Raw genomic sequence first — 18,789 nt, forward strand, 5'->3', positions numbered from 1 at the left:
CTTTAACCTGCTAACTGAACAGCCTCATCTATATCCACAGATACTAATCTTGATACACCCGCTTCACGCATCGTGACACCATGTAATTGCTCACCCATGGAAATTGCTATTTTGTTATGGCTAATAAAAATAAATTGAACACTGTCTGACATCTCTTTAACCAATCGACAGAATCGACCTACGTTATTATCGTCTAAAGGCGCATCAACTTCATCGAGTAAGCAAAAAGGTGCAGGATTTAGTAAGAATATAGAAAAAACAAAGGCTACCGCGGTCAGTGCTTTTTCTCCACCGGATAATAACTGTATACTTGCATTCTTCTTTCCAGGGGGTCTGGCCATTACCGTTACACCTGTATCTAGCAATTCATCACCCGTTAAGATGATAGAAGATTCCCCGCCCCCAAAGAGTCGTGGAAATAAATTTTGGAAACCAGTATTAATTTTATCAAATGTTTCTCTAAAACGATCTCTTGTTTCTTTATCAATTTTCTTAATCGCAGCATCTAAGGTTGCAAGCGCTTCAGTCAAATCATTATATTGCTGATCCAAATAGGTTTTACGCTCTTGTGCACTGCTGTATTCTTCAATTGCCGCTAAGTTAATTGCACCTAATCGACTTATTTGTCGTTCAATTTTTTCAAGGCGCTGCTGCCATTCTACTTCTGTTGCTTCAGGAGAAAGCGTGCTCAAAACATCCTGCACGTTTATCTCTTTTTGAGTAATCTTCTCTGATACTGTTTCCATATGCACTTTCAGTGCTTGCCAATTCATTTTTTGTTGCTCAAGATGGTTACGAACATCTTCAATGCGATTTTGTTCTTGATTCATCGCACTATCAATTGCTTTCAGTCTATTTTCACCTTCATGCATTTCATCACGTGCTTGGTTCAACAGATCTTCTGCTTCAAGCCGCTGATTCAATGATAACTCAAGGTTTTGTCTTAACTGCGCTTCAGGTGCTTTCGAAGATAAAATAGATTGTTCAATGCGTTTTAAGCGATCTTCTGAAACGACAATTTGCTCATCATATCGTTCAACACTTTGTATCAGAGCTTTTAATTCGCTGCGTGCTGCTTGCAAATCTAAAGCTAATTTATGATGCTGTTCTTTTTGTGTTTGAAGCTGTCTTTTAACTTGCTGGCGCATTTCTTCCAAAGAAGCTTTCTTACTATTGTGTGTGTTTAGAGCTTCATGCAATACGCCCATTTCATCCACACTGTAATGTAATTTTTCTCTTGATTTATTGATAGCCTCATTGGAAAGTTTGATATTTGTTTCAATATCATTGATTTCATCACTAATTTGGAAGATTCTTTGCTGACTTTGCTCAATCTTGTTCTTTTTAATTTTGATTTCACTTTGTAAATTAAAGCTTCTTTGCTTTAACATGGTGAAATTATCAACATCATCTGAGATCATCTGTGATAGTTCATTGAGGTTAGCCTCTGTTTCTTCCAACGACTTAATAAGCCCAATAAAAGAATTATCACATTCAGCGTATTGCTCAGACAAAGATTTAATTTGTTGTGTCAGCTCAAGGATGCTCTGCTGATTTTCCTTATTGACTGTCGGGATCTTAATAAAACCTTGACCTAACCAAATGCCCTTTTGTGTGATCACACTGATATCTGCATGCTGTTCTAGCAAAGCAAAAGCTTGTTCGAGATCTTCAGCAAACCAAATATGGCTTAATTGCGCTTTTAAACCTTTGCTTAAAACATCTAAATTGAAAATTTTGCTTAATATACTTCTTGAATCGAGCTGTAGATTGCTATCATCATGCACAACCATATTCAGCCCAGATACTTGTCCAATATCAATGGAGGCTAATAACTCCACTAAATTATCTTTTTCTAAATAAATTGCATCTAACTGCTGAGCCAATAATGTTTCTATCGCAGACTGCCATAGAGCATCGACTTGAATAACCTCGGCCAAACGCTTGTTATCTATCAGTCCTTTTTCAGCTATCCAGGCATTGATATTTTTATTTTCTTTACCCAATCTCACTGCTTGAATGGCTTGCAATGTAGTTAATTCATCTTTAAGCTTCTGTCTTTGTTTTTCTGTGAGTTTAATCTCATTTTTCAAATCAACAACATTATTTTTCAATCTTGATTGATGATTTTTTTGCTCTTCCAACTGTCTTTCAAGCTGTGTTTGTTTAAGCTGAATATTTGCCAATTCTGATTCAAGTGGTGGTAATGATAAATCACTTTCTGCATCTTTAAGGAGCTCCAACTCACTTCTTAACTTCTCATACCGCACATCATTTTGCTGCACTTGTTTTTCAAGATGGCCAATGTTCGTCTTCTCTGTTTCTGCTGCCTGCGTCGCGTGATGAAGTGATTGTTGAATTTGTTGATTTTCTTCGCGCCAAGATTCGAGGTATGATTCTTGCTCTTCTGTTTGCTCACTGAGTAATTCTATTTGCGCTTCTAAAACAGATTCTTCTGGTTCAAATTTCTCAATATCGCTCTGTAATTGGATGATCTTTTCTTTGTCTTGAGTGACACGTACTTGCGCCTGCTGTAGCGAATAAGTTTCTTCTTTTCGGTTTTCTTCAAGTGTTTTTACTTGTTCATTGATATTTTCGAGCGCTTGCTCTATTTTTGAAATATTTGAACCAATGCTGTAAAACTGACGCTGTGCCTCATTTAAATGCTCATTGCGTTCTGTTTGCCCATCTCGTGCTTCTTCTAATTCTGCACGAAAATGTGTCAGTGCCGCCTGATGCCTTTCATAATCTGTGGCTAAATCACGAATATTACTTTCTTTAACTTGAATTTCAGCATCTAAGCGCTTCCAGGACATCGCAGCAAGCTCAAAATCAACCGATTTTTCTTCTTGCTTAAGTTCTTGATATTTCTTAGCTGCAATGGCTTGCTTTTCTAAGTTTTCTAATTGTTTTTCTAATTCTAATCGCACATCATTCAAACGATTTAAATTATCTTGTGTGTGTTTGATGCGATTTTCAGTTTCTTTTCTTCTTTCTTTATATTTAGAAATACCAGCAGCTTCTTCAATGAAATGACGCATATCATCTGGTTTAGCATCAATAACACGGCTTATCATACCTTGCTCAATGATTGCATAGCTTCTAGGGCCTAAACCTGTACCTAAGAAAATGTCTGTAATATCTTTTCTTCTTGCACGTTGACCATTGATAAAATAACTGGATTGCCCATCGCGTGTGACAAGACGTCTTAGTGCAATCTCAGAAAAGGCAGCATATTCACCGCCCAAAGTGCCATCGCTATTATCAAATACCAGCTCAACGGATGCTTGGCCAATGGGTTTACGAGAGGATGAACCGTTAAAAATCACATCTGTTAAGGCGCCACCTCGTAAATTCTTTGCAGAAGATTCCCCCATTACCCAACGAATGGCGTCGATAATATTGGATTTTCCACAACCATTAGGACCCACAATTGCGGTAAGATTACTCACCAAATCTAGAGTGGTTGGATCAACGAAGGATTTGAAACCTGCTAACTTAATCTTGCTTAGCCGCATTTTCATAGCTCCTGGAACATACAGATTAAAAAGTGTTATGGTGCTTTTAGCGCAAAGTGATGAATATCACCTAAAACTCAATGTGAGCCTTTGTTAAACCATCTCATAAATGACAGTTGGCCGCTGAGGATTCAATCGCTACACTATTTATATGGACAACGATTATAGCATGGAAAATTATGAATCAGCTTATGAAGCAAATTTTATTGGTTGAAAACAGCAAAACAGCACGCGTATCTTTAGAAACAAAGTTAACAAACACAGGTTATACTGTGCTTTCTGTCGGCTCTGGCAGAGAAGCTGTTGACCTTGCGCAAAGCAAAGTCTTTGATCTTATTATCATGGATCTATTTCTACCTGATCTGAATGGCTATGAAGCAGCTAAACTCATCAAATCAACAAATTTAGCCAACAAACCTATAGTGGCCTATTCTAGCAGCGATAACCCATTTGATCGAGCCAAATGTCGGGCTGCAGGAATTGAGTTGTATATCCTAAAGTCTGTTGACCATAAAGAATTGATGGAGCAAATTTCTCTATTACTAAATTAATATAGTTAAATAACAAAATTGGATTCTAAAGAATGCGCCTCACTTATTTCCTCTTGAGGCTGCGCTGCTATCCATTTTGCAAAATCACCCGATGCACTATGCATGTGCTTTTGAAAAATGCGCTTGTCTCCCACAATCCACAATTTTTTCTGAACCAAAGTTAACAACTTGTAAAAGTATCCCCTCCCCTCATCAAAAACAAAGGGTCTTGAATCTTTCATTTGATAAACAGGAGAAAAAATCACATACTCACTCATGTAAGAAGGCATATTTGAAAAGTGACAAACGGTTACAGGGAATGATGACAATACCAAAGACAATAACTGATATTGCTTATAAAAGGGCGTTATCACAACACACTGCTTAGTTATCTCAGGATAACGCTTGAACAAGGCTTCAATTGCATAGGCTTCTTCTGGATTACTGTGTTGATTTTGAGCTATGGCTTTTTTCTTCTGTCTAGAGATATCTATAAAAGCAACCGGAATATCTTTATCAATCGCTTGAGACCTATTTGCAAGCATCATTGTATTTTTAAAATATTTCTCATTCCAGTAGTCAAAGATTGTTTTGTTTTTCTCCGATATTTCTCCCAATTGCAAACAAGCTTTTCTACTACTTGCTCTACCACAATGATACTTACTATTATTTGCTGCAACATCAAATGCTGAACCATAACTTATGTTTAAGCCCAATATTTGCATTTTTTCTAACAAGGCATCACTGGCTTGATAGATATTTTCTAAGACAAATTCGTCTTCCTGTGCTGAAATCACACCAGCATTTAATTGCCCTAAGGGATCGCCAAAAAAAATCGCTCGCTGCGCGCGACTCAATGCTGGCAGTACACTGACAGCCGATAATTGCTCCGCATCTTGTATCAACAAATACTCTATGGCATCTGTGTTAGGTTTAAATTCAGATGTGCTCTGCAATGCTTGACCTTGCCAATACAAAACCGTCAGCTGCCACATCGTCGTTCTTAAATTTTGTAGTGCAAAGTTAAGCGTATTCATGGATAAAGAGTGGCACTCATCTGCATATCCTAAGTCACTTATCCATTTATGCCACAGTTGTTCTGCTTTTTGATATTGGTTTAAAAACTCTACTGCTTGAATTCTTCGTTGATCATTCTTAGCCTGAATCACTTTTAGCTGCCTGATTTTTTCAACAAGCTGTTGCTCATAAGGGCTATGAATAGGCTCATTTGATAAGGCTTTCTGCAAATATTCGCTGGCCTTTTTCCTTCGATGCTGCTTCACAAAGCTCAACCATCCCACACATCTCTGTACGAAGGTTTGGCTCTTGAGTTTTTCATGCCATTGATTTTGTATCTCAATATATAGAGATCTCTTTTCATCTATATTTTCATCTTCATTCATGAGTTGTTCTAAGAAAGCATTTACTTCACCATACTCTTTCTCATTTTTCTCACGCAAAATATAGTAGTTCCTTGACAGACTGATTGTTTTTAAAATCACCTCATAAGTCTTGGTAATTTTTGAATAAATGTACTCTTGCGCAATATCAAGCGTATTAATCTCAGCGATATTAAAATACTGAGTGCATTTTTCTAAAAATGCTTCAATCGTATTCATGTCATCCATTGCAAGCAAATGTGTCATGGGCTCTACTATTTGATCATTGCTTAGCAAGGCAATCGTAGGTCTTGAGGATTTGCTTAAGGCATGTAGTGAAAAAATATTAGCAACATAATCATGCATGAATGCATCAAAAGGGACGCCCTTAGGTGCAACCACAGCCTGCATCATCCCTTTCTTTAAACTCAATAATCCCAGTAATGTATAGTAATAATCTGCGCTATGTATTTTTGTATTCGGAATATGGGCTTGATGAAAATGCGCGATATTCAAATAATTTTCTTGGCTAATAGGCTCTTTAGAAAAGTCATTGTCAAGTTGGCAATACTGCTTAAGCAATATATTTTCTTCTTTAAGCCTTGTAATATTTTCAAAATTCCCGTCTAAGTCTGCATGCGAAATAATAATCCAAGAATCTTGAGATACTGGATCAATTGTTTTCAATAGAGAACTTATCTCCGTATTTAACAGATTTTTGAGTAACTTCATACTTGCTTTTAAAAAAGCTTCTACTGTTTTAAAGCAATAGCCACCTTCTTTATTTACACATTCATGCTTTAAAAAATCATCATATAAAGCCTGTGGTCTTAAATATATTTTTGAGCTGGGTAAGAATAAGCTACTGGGAATCCATGGCAAAGAAGGGCTGCTTCTCAATACTATTTGCTTATCTAAAACACGGATAGGCAACCATATTGGGAGCCAAATCTCTTCTTTATCCTGCCAAAAGGGCGCGACCCAATAGTCTCCATCAGGAAAATCTGCGCATGCACCCTTTTTGAATGCTTCTTGAGAAAGGATATGATGCTTTGGTATAGCATTCTGATTGAGTGGCAATTGCTTAAAAGGCTCTCGCCACGCAAACATCTGCCAATACTGCAATAAATCAAGACTATCTTTTTTATCTGTTAGTATTTCACAGTCTTCTTCATGGCTGCCTGCTTGCATTTTGAATCCTTTATGAATCATGGAATTATTATGGGCATAAAAAAACCCACTATCGAAATGCTCGAGAGTGGGTCTCATCGATATGTTTTTTATCTATAGGGTGTAAGTTTAGGTTTGTTAGACCTTCTTGCACGCAGATCATCTCTTTCTTCAAGATCAGGATAAGGTTCATCCACGTAATTATTACGACCATTGTTTAAGGGATGCATCCCAAGCACATCTTTAAAGCCCTGATTTTGAGGACCATGTGGCATACCCTCTTTAAAAGGATGAACACCATCTGCATAGGCATGAGGACGACCATTTGGATTCGAAGTTGCTTGATAACCTGCTGAGATGTACTCGCCTGTCAGCTCTACAGTGAACATTTGGCGCACATCAGCCGAAGGTACTCGTCTGGTTACGACGGCATAAGCTCTATCATATTGTTTTGAAAAGGTTTTCCAATCTTTTGGTATATTTGCAGCCATGGCTAGCCCTCAAGTATTCTCTTTGGGTCAGTCTATCATAAACATTTAATATTTGAAGTATCTAGGGGGAAATGTCCCCCTAAAGTCAGATGAACGTCTTAGAAAGATTTCCAAATGGTAGGCGCATCATCTTCGGCAGGATTATCACGTTTATCAAAAATCTTTTTATGTTTTTCCACTTCTTTAATTCTGGATGGGGGCAATTTAGTGCGTTTTTCATCAAAAGCTCTAAAAAATGCATCAAAATCACTGACATAATCTTTTTTTAACTTGCATCCAAACATCTTTTTCTTCGCCTTAATCAAGTTGTTAGTAGTATGGATTTTCACCGGAGCTATGATCTGTTACATCCACTACACGGGCAATATTAGGAAATTTTTCTTTTAAGGTGCGTTCAATACCATCTTTGAGCGTCACATCGACCATACCGCAGCCATGGCACCCGCCCCCAAATCTTAAGACCACATCATTGTCCTCTGTGACCTCAACAAGACTGACCATCCCACCATGTCCTGCTAAATTTGGATTCACTTCTGTTTGTAGCACATATTGGATTTGATCTGCCAAGCTAGATTCTACATCTGGCTTAGGCCCTTTGAGATTGGGTGCAGTAATGGATAACTGCCCACCCATTTTGTCATTCAAGTAGTCAATTTTAGCCTCTTCAAGATAGCTAGCACTCGCTCTATCGATGTACAACTTAAATGCTTCTAAGTCCATAACTAAGTCATTAGGCCGCTGTTCTCCTGGGGGACAAAAGCAAATACCAATATCTGCTGTAGGTAAACCGGGTTGATCTAAGAAAACTCTTAGATTCATTCCCTCAACCTCTTCCTTTTCGATTAAATAACGAAAATGTTCTCGTGCAGAGGGAGTGACATCAATTTCTGGTAATAAATCAACAACTTCAGACATAATTTTTCCAACCATAAGACTTTCTAACTAAGCATATAATACTATTTTACCTGTTTATAGAACAGAAATCCTTAACTACTGCCATTCAAAGTAGGAATTATGTTTGCTATAATTCCTAGGTCGCTGCTAAATTTTAGTTAGCTAGTTTAGGAAAATAAGGGATATAATCACTATTTAACGGATCTCGACGAATCAACAGTAAATCGTGACTATTTCATTGTGATGTGTGTATACAAGGATAACCACGGAGATTTTAATGACTGATCGGAACGTACTCGACTTCCGTGCCCAAGCAGAACAAATGATGCGTATCATTGAATCCCGCCTGGAAGCAAACCAAACGCAAGCTGCTACAGAGTTTCTCATACTCAAATTTAAAGCACTTTATGAACAAGGTGTGGCAAGCGGGCGCCTCTATGAAAAAGAAGGTCTGTATCCCTATACCGCTTTCCAGGAAGATCTCTAGAAAATTGTATTTCAAACACGACTTAATCATCAATTCATTGAATTATAAGCTCTTAATTATTTATTAGCTTATTTGTTGTCTACTCTTGCTTATGTCATACTTAAATTAAGGAAAGATTGAGTACGAGTGTGCTATGTCTACTGAAATTACACCTAGCTGGGCTAATAAAAGGTTAAGTGGCGAAGAACGCGCCCTGGTTCGCCAATGCAATACTGCCTCAGAACTTAATAAAGATATTAGACGAACTGCAGAATGCCCCGATGTCATTCAAGTCCCATCCCCCAAAAAAGTACAGCAATTAAATCAGGGCTTATCAGCTAAAAATAAACAAAAACCTTCTAAACGATAGTCTTTGCCCATGAATCTTCTGGGGTGTTGTCGATGACAACCCCCAGTTAAGAAATTCGTGCTTATTTAAGAATGTTTAAAATGCTTATGATGCGATGCAAATATGTTATCCACTTCTAACAAAAATGCTTTTCTTTCTTCGGAATTTAAAACTTTGCCTACTATCTGTACATTTTCAAGTTGAGCTTCTTTAATTCCAGAGGCAAATAATTTTTGACAAGCCTTCAAAGCCTCTTCTTTTGATTCTACAATGACATCAAATACTAATTCATCTTCTTCAGATGTTAAAATATCCAACTCTTTTATCGCTTTGACCATTTCATCAATAGCTCTATTTTCTCCTTCTAATTTAATGCCATCCATAATATGCTCTAATATAAATGAGGTACCATCTTCTTTCTTCTCGCTAAACTCGCAGCGATTTTCACTCAGTTCAGCACAAGCCCATTTTTTCTCTGGATATACAGCCTTAAGCTTCTGCATATAAGCAGATACAAAAGCTTTATTGATAGGTGTTGAAGGCTGCGTCCCTTCCACAGATTGGATATGTGCATTTAAGGTTGTAAGTAGCGGTTCTGAAAGCACTCTTTTTCTTGTTTTTTTAGCAGAAGAATTTGTCGTCTCATCATATTGATAATGCACAGGCTCAGCTTTAAGCCATTCACTAGAATGAGTCATGGGTTGTGATGGATTTTTTAATACCGCAGGAGACGAAATCACAGCTTCTGTGCTTAAAACGTGTATCCTATCGACTTCTAGTTGCTTTGCTTTGTTCGTTACTTTAGCAATAAATTGAACCACACTTTGGGCTTGCGGTTTGTCCTTTGGACTAGAAGTTAATACTGAAACATGATCTTCTGCAAAAGCTCTCAATGCCTCTGATGCAATTTGGTTTTCTTTTAATCCAGGATCTAAGCCTAAAATACCAGCTGTATAACCGTTATAAAGGGTGCTATCACCACAGGTATTGCCCACTTGTCTTTTACAGTCTTTGCTGTCAATTAAAATGCTTGGGCCTCCATCCCTATTTTCTGCGACGAACCCTTTTAAGGTTTTTAGATAATCAAGATAATAACGCCCTTGATCATTTTTTGGGTTATGTGAATCATAATGATGAATGAAAACGTCTGTTACACCTTTAATTTTTTGGTTGTGTATAATATCTATATTAAGAACTTTGCTCTTCAAATATGCATTGATAAAATTTTGTAAATCAATAGTTCTTAAAGCTGCGATTTCTGTTTGAGAATATTTTTGATGCAAAACATCTTTCAGCTGCTGATAGAAAATAGGATCGAGCAAAAACTCAGACACAGAACAAGTCCAATGTACATTGGAATGATTAATGAAAGAGATCACTCTTATTTTTTCTGGCATTTCGCTATCACGCGCCAATGACTGCGCAAATGCCCGCCAATAACCTTCCGCAAGATTATGTCCGCCTGCTTGACCACCACACACAACATCAGGACGAATACCTGTTACTGTCCCATCTGGATTTTTAATATATTCATAGTCTCGATCGTCTAATTGAGTAACGGAAGCAATATTCTCATCTACATGCTGCAAATACCATTTTAAAAGTGGCAAAAGATGTCTATCATTTTCTAAAAATTTTCCAGTATTTGGCATACAACTTCTCCTGTTTTATAGATCAGTTATTCAAGGTCGATATCAGATTAGGTATAAAATTGATGTTATAGTCACAGCACATGAGTTTTACCCGCAAGGGGCACAATGTCGGGTAGGCGTCAAGCCTCAAGCAACCGGAGTGTACATATTAGTACATGAGGATTGCGAGATGGCGAAGACAACACCCCCGAAAACTCATGTGCGAAGACTATATAGCTTAGGCATGATTAAATAGATAAAGTTCAAGAGATGCTCTGACACAAAAGCAAAGCATTTATATTCTATATGTGCATATACAAATAATGAAGAAAATAATACTTGGATAAAAAAAGCCCATGCCAATAAATACAAAAATGGCTGGGCTTTTTCCATATACGCATAGTATTTCTAATTTAAAAACTTGGAATGTTTTTTAAGAGGCATTGATTCTGAGTTGTTAATTATATTTTTCTTTTTTTTCTGCTGCCGTTGCTGCAACTTAAATACTTCATTAACGCCAATCGTTTCTTTCTGCACAATTTCCTCTAATACAGAAAACATTGTACGAAGCCACTTCTCTCGAACATAAATAGGTGCTTTGGATTCAAGCAATCGTTGGTTTTCAGGTAGACACTCTTTTTTCAATTTCTGCAAACATAAAAAAAGTGATGATTTTTTAAAAAAATCATACTCTGGCGCAAACTCGGCTCTTGCTTTTGTTTTCCAAGCTTTGTAAGCATCAAGATTACTATACAATGTCGAGGAATTATTATCATGCCCTGCGGGTATATCACAGATATTCTCATAACAATCATCGCTGTATAGCTGACCACCTTTATTTTCCAACTGCTTTTCTTTGGAATATACTTCAGTAATCTCTGGTTTCAGCTTGCTTTTATATTCACGATAAAGACTATTTACTGTATGCTTAATTTTTTTGGAAAAATAATCTATTTTATTTCTCGTAAAGATATTTGACTCCATCTTGATTGCTTTTAATCTATCTAAAGCTCTCTGCCTAAATATATAAATACTGTTCGATCGTTTAAGTGCAGCATTATCTGTGGTTATAAAGGTATCTTTATGAATATCTTTAAAAGAGATAACATATCCAATTTTTTTCGGATCAGTATCAGTAACCCTCATTACTCTGCCAATCATTTGAATAAAAATATCTTCGTCTTTAGTATTCTGTAGATCTAATACATAATTGACGCTTGAATCATCAAAACCAACGCGCATCTTACGAACAGCAACTGCAACACAAGCATTAAGGCAGCATCTAAAGCGTACAATATTTTCGTTATCAGCCTTTGAGTGAATACCAAAGGCTTGAATACCTAAATGATTCAATTCAACAGTTAATCTGTCCACATCCAAAATACTATTAACAAAAATAATTCCCTTGTTATTACAAAGCAATTTCCCATTTGGATGAAAATGTATCTTCAATATTTCAGAAATTTTAGCAATCTTTTTTTGATAATGTTCTTTTGAATATTTTTCTGAAAAAGTATCAGTAACAATGGGCACAACTCTTCCGTCTTTTAACGCATCCAGACGTGAATATCTAAATAGCTGCTGAGCTAAAGGAGCATCTTTTTTCTTATCTTTAGTCGGGGTGGCAGACAAACCAATGACAGGCGTATTTTCTTCAGAAGAAAGTCTCTCAATAGTGATTGATATAGTGTCTCTTGCAATATCATGATATTCATCAAAAATAATAAGCCCAGGGTTGAAATGTCTTTCTAGATCCATCATAAAAAGCTTAAAGCTCTCCTCACAAAAAATGAATACATTTTTGTTTTCCTGATGTTTTTTATGCAAAAATCCTTGACTTACATCCTCTTGTTTGGAACTTATCTTTATAATTTCTTGCTTAAATAGAGCTGTTTTTAATCGATTTGCAAAATCCGTCTGTGTTTCAATAAACTCATTATAAGTCTGTTGTACAAGCTCCTGGGTGGGAGCAACAATAAAAATTGGTCTTTTCATTTGAGTACAGCAAAGATGTGCTAAAGCAATCTGAACTCGTGTTTTTCCAGATCCTGTACACATGGCCATATGGCCAACTGCATTTTTCTTAGATAATAACGTTTCTAAAGCTTGATATTGATGCTTATACAAAATGTCTTTAAGCATTTCAACTTGTGTTGATGCCTGAGCAAATACTGCATGAGTATTCAAATGAGCAATAGGCCTTTCTCTATCATTAATATTGCGAATCACTTCTATATTGTTCGCCACAGCATGAATATTTTCAAGATTCAACTGCAATAAGCGTCTTTGCTTTTCTTTATTAGCATATACTCTATCATTAACCAAGTTACACATATGAGTAATACTATTTTTAATGTTCTCTCTGAAACTTTCTTGAACACGTTCAAAGTTAATGCCTTGCAAAAATGCACTTGTCTTTTCAATATAATCCTCTGCTGTGGATATTGCTTTCTTACAAGCATTTTTGTGTTGCGTACATCTTTCTAGCCCACCAAAATCATTTTTTGATAAAACAAGAATACCTGGCACGCCATCTATCCTATAAGCAACTTCATTCAGCATATACTGCATGAAATAATCTTCTCCCCACCATTTCACACAATTCGCAGGAGGGAAAAGATAAAATAAACTTTCAGAATCATTAAAAATCTCTTTTAATTTACTCATATTATAAGCAAATATCTTTGAGCCTAGCGCCACATTTAATTTAGTCTCAACACTTAATGGTTTGTTGCTAATGGTTTGAAGGCTTAAGCATAAATTTTTATTTAAATGAGAAATCAATTTTTGATAAAAAACTTTCGAATCTAAATTTTCTATTTGCTCATTCAGCAAAAATGTAGATATATTATCATCGCAAACGATACAATAGTTAAGATTAAAATGATGTGAAAACATAAAAGCTGTAATTCGTCTCGCAACCAACATTCCCAGTATCTCTTCCTTAAAAACACCATGAGAAGCGGACATAAGCTCTTCAATCACCAGATAATCAAGTGATGCAGGAATGGGATGAGCCATTTCCTTTAAATCTTTCTCTGAGAGAACCAGTATAGTTCTTATTCCTTTCTGAGGAGGAGAAAAATATGCGTTTTCTTTTCTTCCTGCCATAATAAAGACACAAGGCTCATCTTTTTTTACAACGGGGTTCATAGAATAAAAACGAATTTTACAATTTTTATTCTGTATATATATCATTTGATGTGTTTGCTGTATTAATTTTGCTTGTTTAGAAAGCATTTCTAAACTTATATTCTGAACAATCGACTTTTGCTGAATAGCGCTTCGAGAAGCTAAATTCAAAGAGATATTTTTAGGCATACTCAAGGTTGCCCGATTTTCTGGCCTTAAATATTTATTAGAAATGCCTGCACTTAAAACTGTTTTTTCCTTGTTTTCCCCCAGAGCATTGACCTGCTGCAAGACAAGCAATGCATTTTTATTTCCTCTTTGAGCAGCATTTTCCAGCAATGATAAAGCATTTTTACCTTTATATGGACCATCATTTATGGACTGATTAAAGTCGTCTACAGTAAGTGTATCTTGATAATGTTCCAAAACCACCAATAATTTTTGAGGTTTACCATTAATCGCTGCCGTGGTCAAAAAACGCAGAGGACTTTGTCCTTTAGACAAACCTTGTTGTATTTGAGTAGAAAAATCTTCTGCTGTATACAAAGAAAAATCAATGGCAGCCCCTCGCATAATAAGATCAATAAGCTCTTGTGCTTTATTAGATTGTGCCATTAAATCTTCTACAATGGGCAAAGGGCTGCTTATAAGTTCTACATCCTTGCTCAAAGGAGGCAAATCATAACTCTGCTTAAAAAGCTTATCTTGTGTTGCCTCCTCGTCCTGTTTCTCTTTATCTACAAGAATGTCATCTTTCTGCTCAAGCGACTGAGGAGAACTAACTTGTGCTTGCTTTTTTAAATCTTCTGCTGTACATAAGGTAGAATCAATTGTAACCTTAGCTTTAATGAGATTAGAAAATTTCTCAAAATCTTCTGCTGTAAAATCGTTTTTATATTGTTCAAATACAGTACGAAACGCTTCAGCATGGCCATTGGAAAAAGCATCAATGAGATACAACAAAGAGCTTTTGCCTTGATACCGCCCTTCTTGCGTTCTAGCTGTAAAATCTTCTACTGCAAAATCGTTTTTGAAGTGTTCAAATACAGAGTGAAAAGCGTCTGGATGACCTTTACTAACTGCAATCGCCAGATAAAATAAAGGATTGTTTCCTTTGAGATTTCCTGTTCTCACTCTCACCGTAAAATCTTGTGCTGTAAAATCGTTTTTGAAATATTCAAACATAGATTGAAAATTTTTATTAGCTGATTTATTAAAACGAATAGACATAGCGAAGCGAATCAAAGGATTTTCACCTTTAAATGGCTTCTCTTTTGCTTGTGCCGTAAAATCCTTTGCTGTATACAATGAGAAATCAAAGTCTGTGTGGAACCAAACACGACAGATAAGTTCATCTACTCTATTAATAGGCGGAGAGATATTTATGGATTCTACATCCTTGCTCAAAGAAGACAAATCATAACTCTGCTTAAAAAGATCATATTGTGTTGCTTCCTCATCCTGTTTCTCTCTATCCACAAGAATCTCATCTTTCTGCTCAAGCGACTGAATGGAACTATTTTGTGCTTGCACTCTTAAATCTTCTTCTGTGCATGAAGCAGAATCAATTGTAAATTTAGCTTTAATGAGATCAGGAAATTCATCATAATCTTCTGCTGTAAAATCGTTTTTATATTGTTCAAATACCGATTGAACAGCTTTAGCATGGCCATTGGAAAAAGCATCAATGAGATACAACAAAGGGCTTTGATTTTTATAATATCCTTCTTGCGCTTGAGTTGTAAAATCTTCTACTTTAAAATCATTTTTGAAATACTCAAATACAGATTGAAAAGCGTCTGTCTTACCTTTGCTAGCTGCAATAGCCAGATACAATAAAGGACTATTACCTCTAAGACTTCCTTCTGCCACTTTTTCTGTAAAATTTTCTGCGATAAAGTCATTTTTGAAGTGCTCAAATACAGATTGGAAAATTTTATCCTTCGTTTTATTAATAGAGACAGTCATAGCGAGACGAACCAAAGGATTTTCCCCTCTAAACGGTCTTGTTTCTGATTGTATTGTAAAGTCCTTTGCTGTATACGAAGAGAGTTCAAAGCTTGTGCCTTGCTGAATAAGATTGATAAGTTCTTGCGCTCTATTTATGAACAGAGAATTGTTTATGGGTTCTGCTCCCTTGCTCAAAGGAGACAAATCATAACTCTGCTTCAAAAGCTCATCTTGTGTTACTTTCTCTTTATCTACAAGAGCGTCATCTCTCTGTTCAAGTGGCTGAACAGAATTAACTTGTAGTTGTGCCTCTAAATCTTCCGCTGTGCGTGAAGCAGACTCAATTTTAAAATCAACACCAATGAGATTAGCGAGCTCTTCAACTTGTTGCAAAATCTGTTTCGCGTTTTCATTACCTGTATTACCAGCGATTTGTAATAAACGAAAAATACTATCATCCTTTTGATTGGCGCCATCCTGTTCTTGCAGCAACAGAACTTCTGCTTTAAATAGATCTTTGTAATGAGAAAATACAGATTGAAAACCTACAGTACCAGCAAGCGATGCTAAAACCCATAAAACTGTTTTACCTTTATAGACTCCCTTTTGTACTTGAGTTGTAAATACTTCTGGCATGTATATGCTGTAATCTACGCTAATACCTTGCACAATTAAATGAATAAGTTCTTCTGCTTTTTTACTGATACTATCTAAAAATAAGACATCTGTTTTTTGCAAAATTTCTTTTGCATTTTGATTATCTCTTTCTACCGCAGACTTCAATAAAGACAAAATACTTTCTGCTTTATGTGGCCACCGCTTCACTTTAACTGTAAAATCTTCGATTTTCAATTCATCTTTATATTTTTGAAACACCACATGAAAAGCTTGCGGATTACCATTAATTGCTGCTACAGCCAAATTCCATAATATATACTGGCCTTCATAAGGTCCTCTTTGTGCTTGTGTTCTAAAATTCTCTACAGAAAAATTATTTTTATATTGCTCAAAAACAGATAAAAAAACCGCAAGACCTTCCAACTTTGAAACACCTCTGGCAAGCAACCATAGTGGGCTTTGCCCCTCATCTGGACCTTTTTTTACTTGAACAGTAAAATCTTCTGCCTTAAAATTCTCTTTAAATCGCTCAAATACAACGTCAAAAGCCTCGAACTGACCATTAGATACCCAACTTGACAAACGCCATAATACACTTCTGCCTTTATAAGGTCCGGCTTGTGCTTGAGCTGTAAAATCCTCTACATTGAAAGCATCTTTATATTTTTGAAATACAGATAAAAAGAGGGAAAAGCTACCATTAGGTACTCCAGAGGAGAGAAACCATAATACATTTTTCCCTTTATCTAAACCTTTTTGTAATTGAGTTGTAAAATCTTCTGCCTTAAATTCATTTTTGTATTGATTAAAGACAGATTGAAATGCTGTGGCATTACCTTTACTAGCAGCAATAGATAAATGCAATAATGCTGTTTCACCATTGCAAATACCAAGACCGTCTTGCACTTGTGCTGTAAAATCTTCTGCTGAATATATACTGAAGTCTATTTCAGCGCCTTTTCTAATTAAATCAATAAGCTTTACCGCTTTATCCACAAATAAGGCTGGCATTTGCTGAATGAGTGCGTTCAAGATTTGTATTGCATATTGATTTTTATCTGTGGATGCAGCTGTTTGCAATAATGACAAAGTACTCTTGCCCTTATATGTACCCTCTTGCACTTTTGACTTGAAATCTTCAACTTTAAACTCGCTTTTGTATTGCTGAAATACCGCCTCAAAAGCTTCTGGATGACCATTAATAGCTCCAGCAATCAGGAGAAATAATGAACTTTGACCTTTGTATTCTCCTTCTTGTGCTTGTGCGGTAAAATCTTCAACTTTAAATGCTTCTTTATATTGATTGAATACAAGTAAGAAAGATGAAATTCCATATCTGCCACATAAAAACCATAAAGCACTTTTTCCTTTATCAAGGCCGTTTTCTATCTGAACAGTGAAATCCTTCGCTTGAAATTCACTCTTATATAGCTTAAACAAAGGAAAAAAAGCTGCTGACTGCCCATGAGCCATCCTCATAACCAGTAGCAATAACGCACTTATGCCTTTATAAGGATCTTCATGCAACTGAATTGTGAAATCTTCTACTGTATATGAAGCATAATCAAGCTTAACACCTTGAACAATTCGTGTCATAAGATCTACGACTCTCTGTTTGGCTTTATTTCTGCTTAAAATATCAATTTGTTGTAAGATTTTCTGTGCATCTTGATTATGCTCTTCTGCTGCAGATTGTAATAATGATATAATATTTTTGTTTTTATAGGCGCCAATTTGTATTGGATTAGTAAAATCTTCTGTTGCAAATGTATTTTCGTAGTGTTTAAAAACAATATGAAAAGCTTCAGGCTTACCATTAATCGCGGCATCAATTAAAAACCATAATGGGTTTTTACCTTGATTTTCACCTGCTTGAGCTTGTACTGTGAAATCCTCTTTCTTAAATGTATCTTTGTACTGTTCAAATACAGATAGAAAAATATCCGAATGACCATTCGTAGCGGCTACCACTAAAAGAAATAATGGACTTTGCCCTTTGCGTACCCCTTCTTGGGCTTGAGCAGTAAAATCTTCTGCACTGAAGGTATTTTTATAGCGAGCAAACACAGCCTGAAAAGCTTCAAGCTCACCATTTACAACCGAATGAGAAAGAGACCATAAGACACTTTGACCTTTTGCTGAGCCTTCTTGAGCTTGAACCGTAAAATCTTCAGCTTTAAATGCTTCTTTATGGTACTCAAAAACATTCAAGAAGTTTTTGAAATTGCCACTAAAAGCAGCAAACCAAGCCAAAAACCATAAAGCATTTTTGCCTTTATTTATTCCATCTTGTATTTGTATACTAAAATCTTGCGGTGTGTACGAGCGATAATTAATCAGAGTGTTTGAACTAATGGACTCAATTAATTCTTTTATCTTGTATTGATCAGGCCAACAGTTTTTAGTATCAAACATTATTACAGCATCCTCGTTTATTAAAAAATGAAATTTTTGGAAGGCACACTTTAAGCTTTAAATTTCAACGGGTGAGATTTTTTATGTATTTTTTTAAGAAACTAGAGATTTTCATGTCTATCGCAATACAGAATTACAATAAAAAAACCACTTAAAAAATAAGCTATCTTGAATACGCAAATAGTGTAAATGCAAGTCCAAAAACAACGGTTCAGACAGAGTGTTAAGCCGGTTTATTCATGAATA

At 36.0% G+C, this 18,789-nt stretch carries 10 protein-coding genes; 3 read left to right on the forward strand and 7 right to left on the reverse strand.

All coding sequences use genetic code 11. The features are described from left to right. Window positions 1-2: 2 nt before the first annotated feature. Entirely contained in the window at window positions 3-3,518 is a 3,516-nt protein-coding gene (gene smc, locus CC99x_RS08445) for a chromosome segregation protein SMC (RefSeq protein ID WP_057623974.1), read from the reverse strand. A gap of 179 nt (window positions 3,519-3,697) precedes the next feature. On the opposite strand from smc, the gene CC99x_RS08450 reads away from it, so the two are divergent. After that, the gene (locus tag CC99x_RS08450) at window positions 3,698-4,069 is read left to right on the forward strand and encodes a response regulator (RefSeq protein WP_057623975.1); all 372 of its coding nucleotides are present in this window, start codon (window positions 3,698-3,700) and stop codon (window positions 4,067-4,069) included. Window positions 4,070-4,074: 5 nt separating this feature from the next. Here CC99x_RS08450 and CC99x_RS08455 read toward each other — a convergent pair whose 3' ends face one another. From CC99x_RS08455 to CC99x_RS08470, 4 genes are all read right to left on the reverse strand, one after another. Beyond that, complete coding sequence (locus tag CC99x_RS08455; RefSeq protein ID WP_057623976.1) at window positions 4,075-6,618, reverse strand: DNA2/NAM7 family helicase; 2,544 nt, start codon at window positions 6,616-6,618, stop codon at window positions 4,075-4,077. A gap of 89 nt (window positions 6,619-6,707) precedes the next feature. Then, on the reverse strand, window positions 6,708-7,088 hold the full coding sequence (locus CC99x_RS08460) for a hypothetical protein (protein WP_057623977.1): 381 nt from the start codon (window positions 7,086-7,088) through the stop codon (window positions 6,708-6,710). Window positions 7,089-7,186: 98 nt separating this feature from the next. After that, window positions 7,187-7,372, reverse strand: a complete 186-nt coding sequence (locus CC99x_RS08465) for a CBU_0585 family protein (RefSeq protein WP_057623978.1) — start codon at window positions 7,370-7,372, stop codon at window positions 7,187-7,189. A gap of 25 nt (window positions 7,373-7,397) precedes the next feature. Next, window positions 7,398-8,018 (reverse strand): NifU family protein, encoded by a 621-nt coding sequence (locus CC99x_RS08470; protein WP_235528061.1) that lies wholly within the window; start codon window positions 8,016-8,018, stop codon window positions 7,398-7,400. Window positions 8,019-8,259: 241 nt separating this feature from the next. On the opposite strand from CC99x_RS08470, the gene CC99x_RS08475 reads away from it, so the two are divergent. Next, entirely contained in the window at window positions 8,260-8,469 is a 210-nt protein-coding gene (locus tag CC99x_RS08475) for a hypothetical protein (RefSeq protein ID WP_141651876.1), read from the forward strand. A gap of 133 nt (window positions 8,470-8,602) precedes the next feature. Further along, window positions 8,603-8,818, forward strand: coding sequence for a hypothetical protein (locus CC99x_RS08480; RefSeq protein WP_057623980.1), 216 nt, complete (start codon window positions 8,603-8,605; stop codon window positions 8,816-8,818). Window positions 8,819-8,883: 65 nt separating this feature from the next. Here CC99x_RS08480 and CC99x_RS08485 read toward each other — a convergent pair whose 3' ends face one another. Both CC99x_RS08485 and CC99x_RS08490 read right to left on the reverse strand, forming a co-directional pair. Next, entirely contained in the window at window positions 8,884-10,449 is a 1,566-nt protein-coding gene (locus tag CC99x_RS08485) for a hypothetical protein (protein ID WP_057623981.1), read from the reverse strand. Window positions 10,450-10,836: 387 nt separating this feature from the next. Continuing rightward, window positions 10,837-18,543 (reverse strand): DEAD/DEAH box helicase, encoded by a 7,707-nt coding sequence (locus tag CC99x_RS08490; protein WP_057623982.1) that lies wholly within the window; start codon window positions 18,541-18,543, stop codon window positions 10,837-10,839. Between the last annotated feature and the right edge of the window lie 246 nt (window positions 18,544-18,789).

The organism is Candidatus Berkiella cookevillensis (genome assembly GCF_001431315.2).
Classification (GTDB): domain Bacteria; phylum Pseudomonadota; class Gammaproteobacteria; order Berkiellales; family Berkiellaceae; genus Berkiella_A; species Berkiella_A cookevillensis.

What these genes read in the sequence shown, in the direction of transcription:
- CC99x_RS08475 (WP_141651876.1), top strand. Translation starts at nt 8,260, where the DNA reads ATGACTGATCGGAACGTACTCGACTTCCGTGCCCAAGCAGAACAAATG.
- CC99x_RS08455 (WP_057623976.1), bottom strand. Translation starts at nt 6,618, where the DNA reads ATGCAAGCAGGCAGCCATGAAGAAGACTGTGAAATACTAACAGATAAA.
- CC99x_RS08470 (WP_235528061.1), bottom strand. Translation starts at nt 8,018, where the DNA reads ATGGTTGGAAAAATTATGTCTGAAGTTGTTGATTTATTACCAGAAATT.
- CC99x_RS08490 (WP_057623982.1), bottom strand. Translation starts at nt 18,543, where the DNA reads ATGTTTGATACTAAAAACTGTTGGCCTGATCAATACAAGATAAAAGAA.
- CC99x_RS08480 (WP_057623980.1), top strand. Translation starts at nt 8,603, where the DNA reads ATGTCTACTGAAATTACACCTAGCTGGGCTAATAAAAGGTTAAGTGGC.
- CC99x_RS08485 (WP_057623981.1), bottom strand. Translation starts at nt 10,449, where the DNA reads ATGCCAAATACTGGAAAATTTTTAGAAAATGATAGACATCTTTTGCCA.
- smc (WP_057623974.1), bottom strand. Translation starts at nt 3,518, where the DNA reads ATGCGGCTAAGCAAGATTAAGTTAGCAGGTTTCAAATCCTTCGTTGAT.
- CC99x_RS08465 (WP_057623978.1), bottom strand. Translation starts at nt 7,372, where the DNA reads ATGTTTGGATGCAAGTTAAAAAAAGATTATGTCAGTGATTTTGATGCA.
- CC99x_RS08460 (WP_057623977.1), bottom strand. Translation starts at nt 7,088, where the DNA reads ATGGCTGCAAATATACCAAAAGATTGGAAAACCTTTTCAAAACAATAT.
- CC99x_RS08450 (WP_057623975.1), top strand. Translation starts at nt 3,698, where the DNA reads ATGAATCAGCTTATGAAGCAAATTTTATTGGTTGAAAACAGCAAAACA.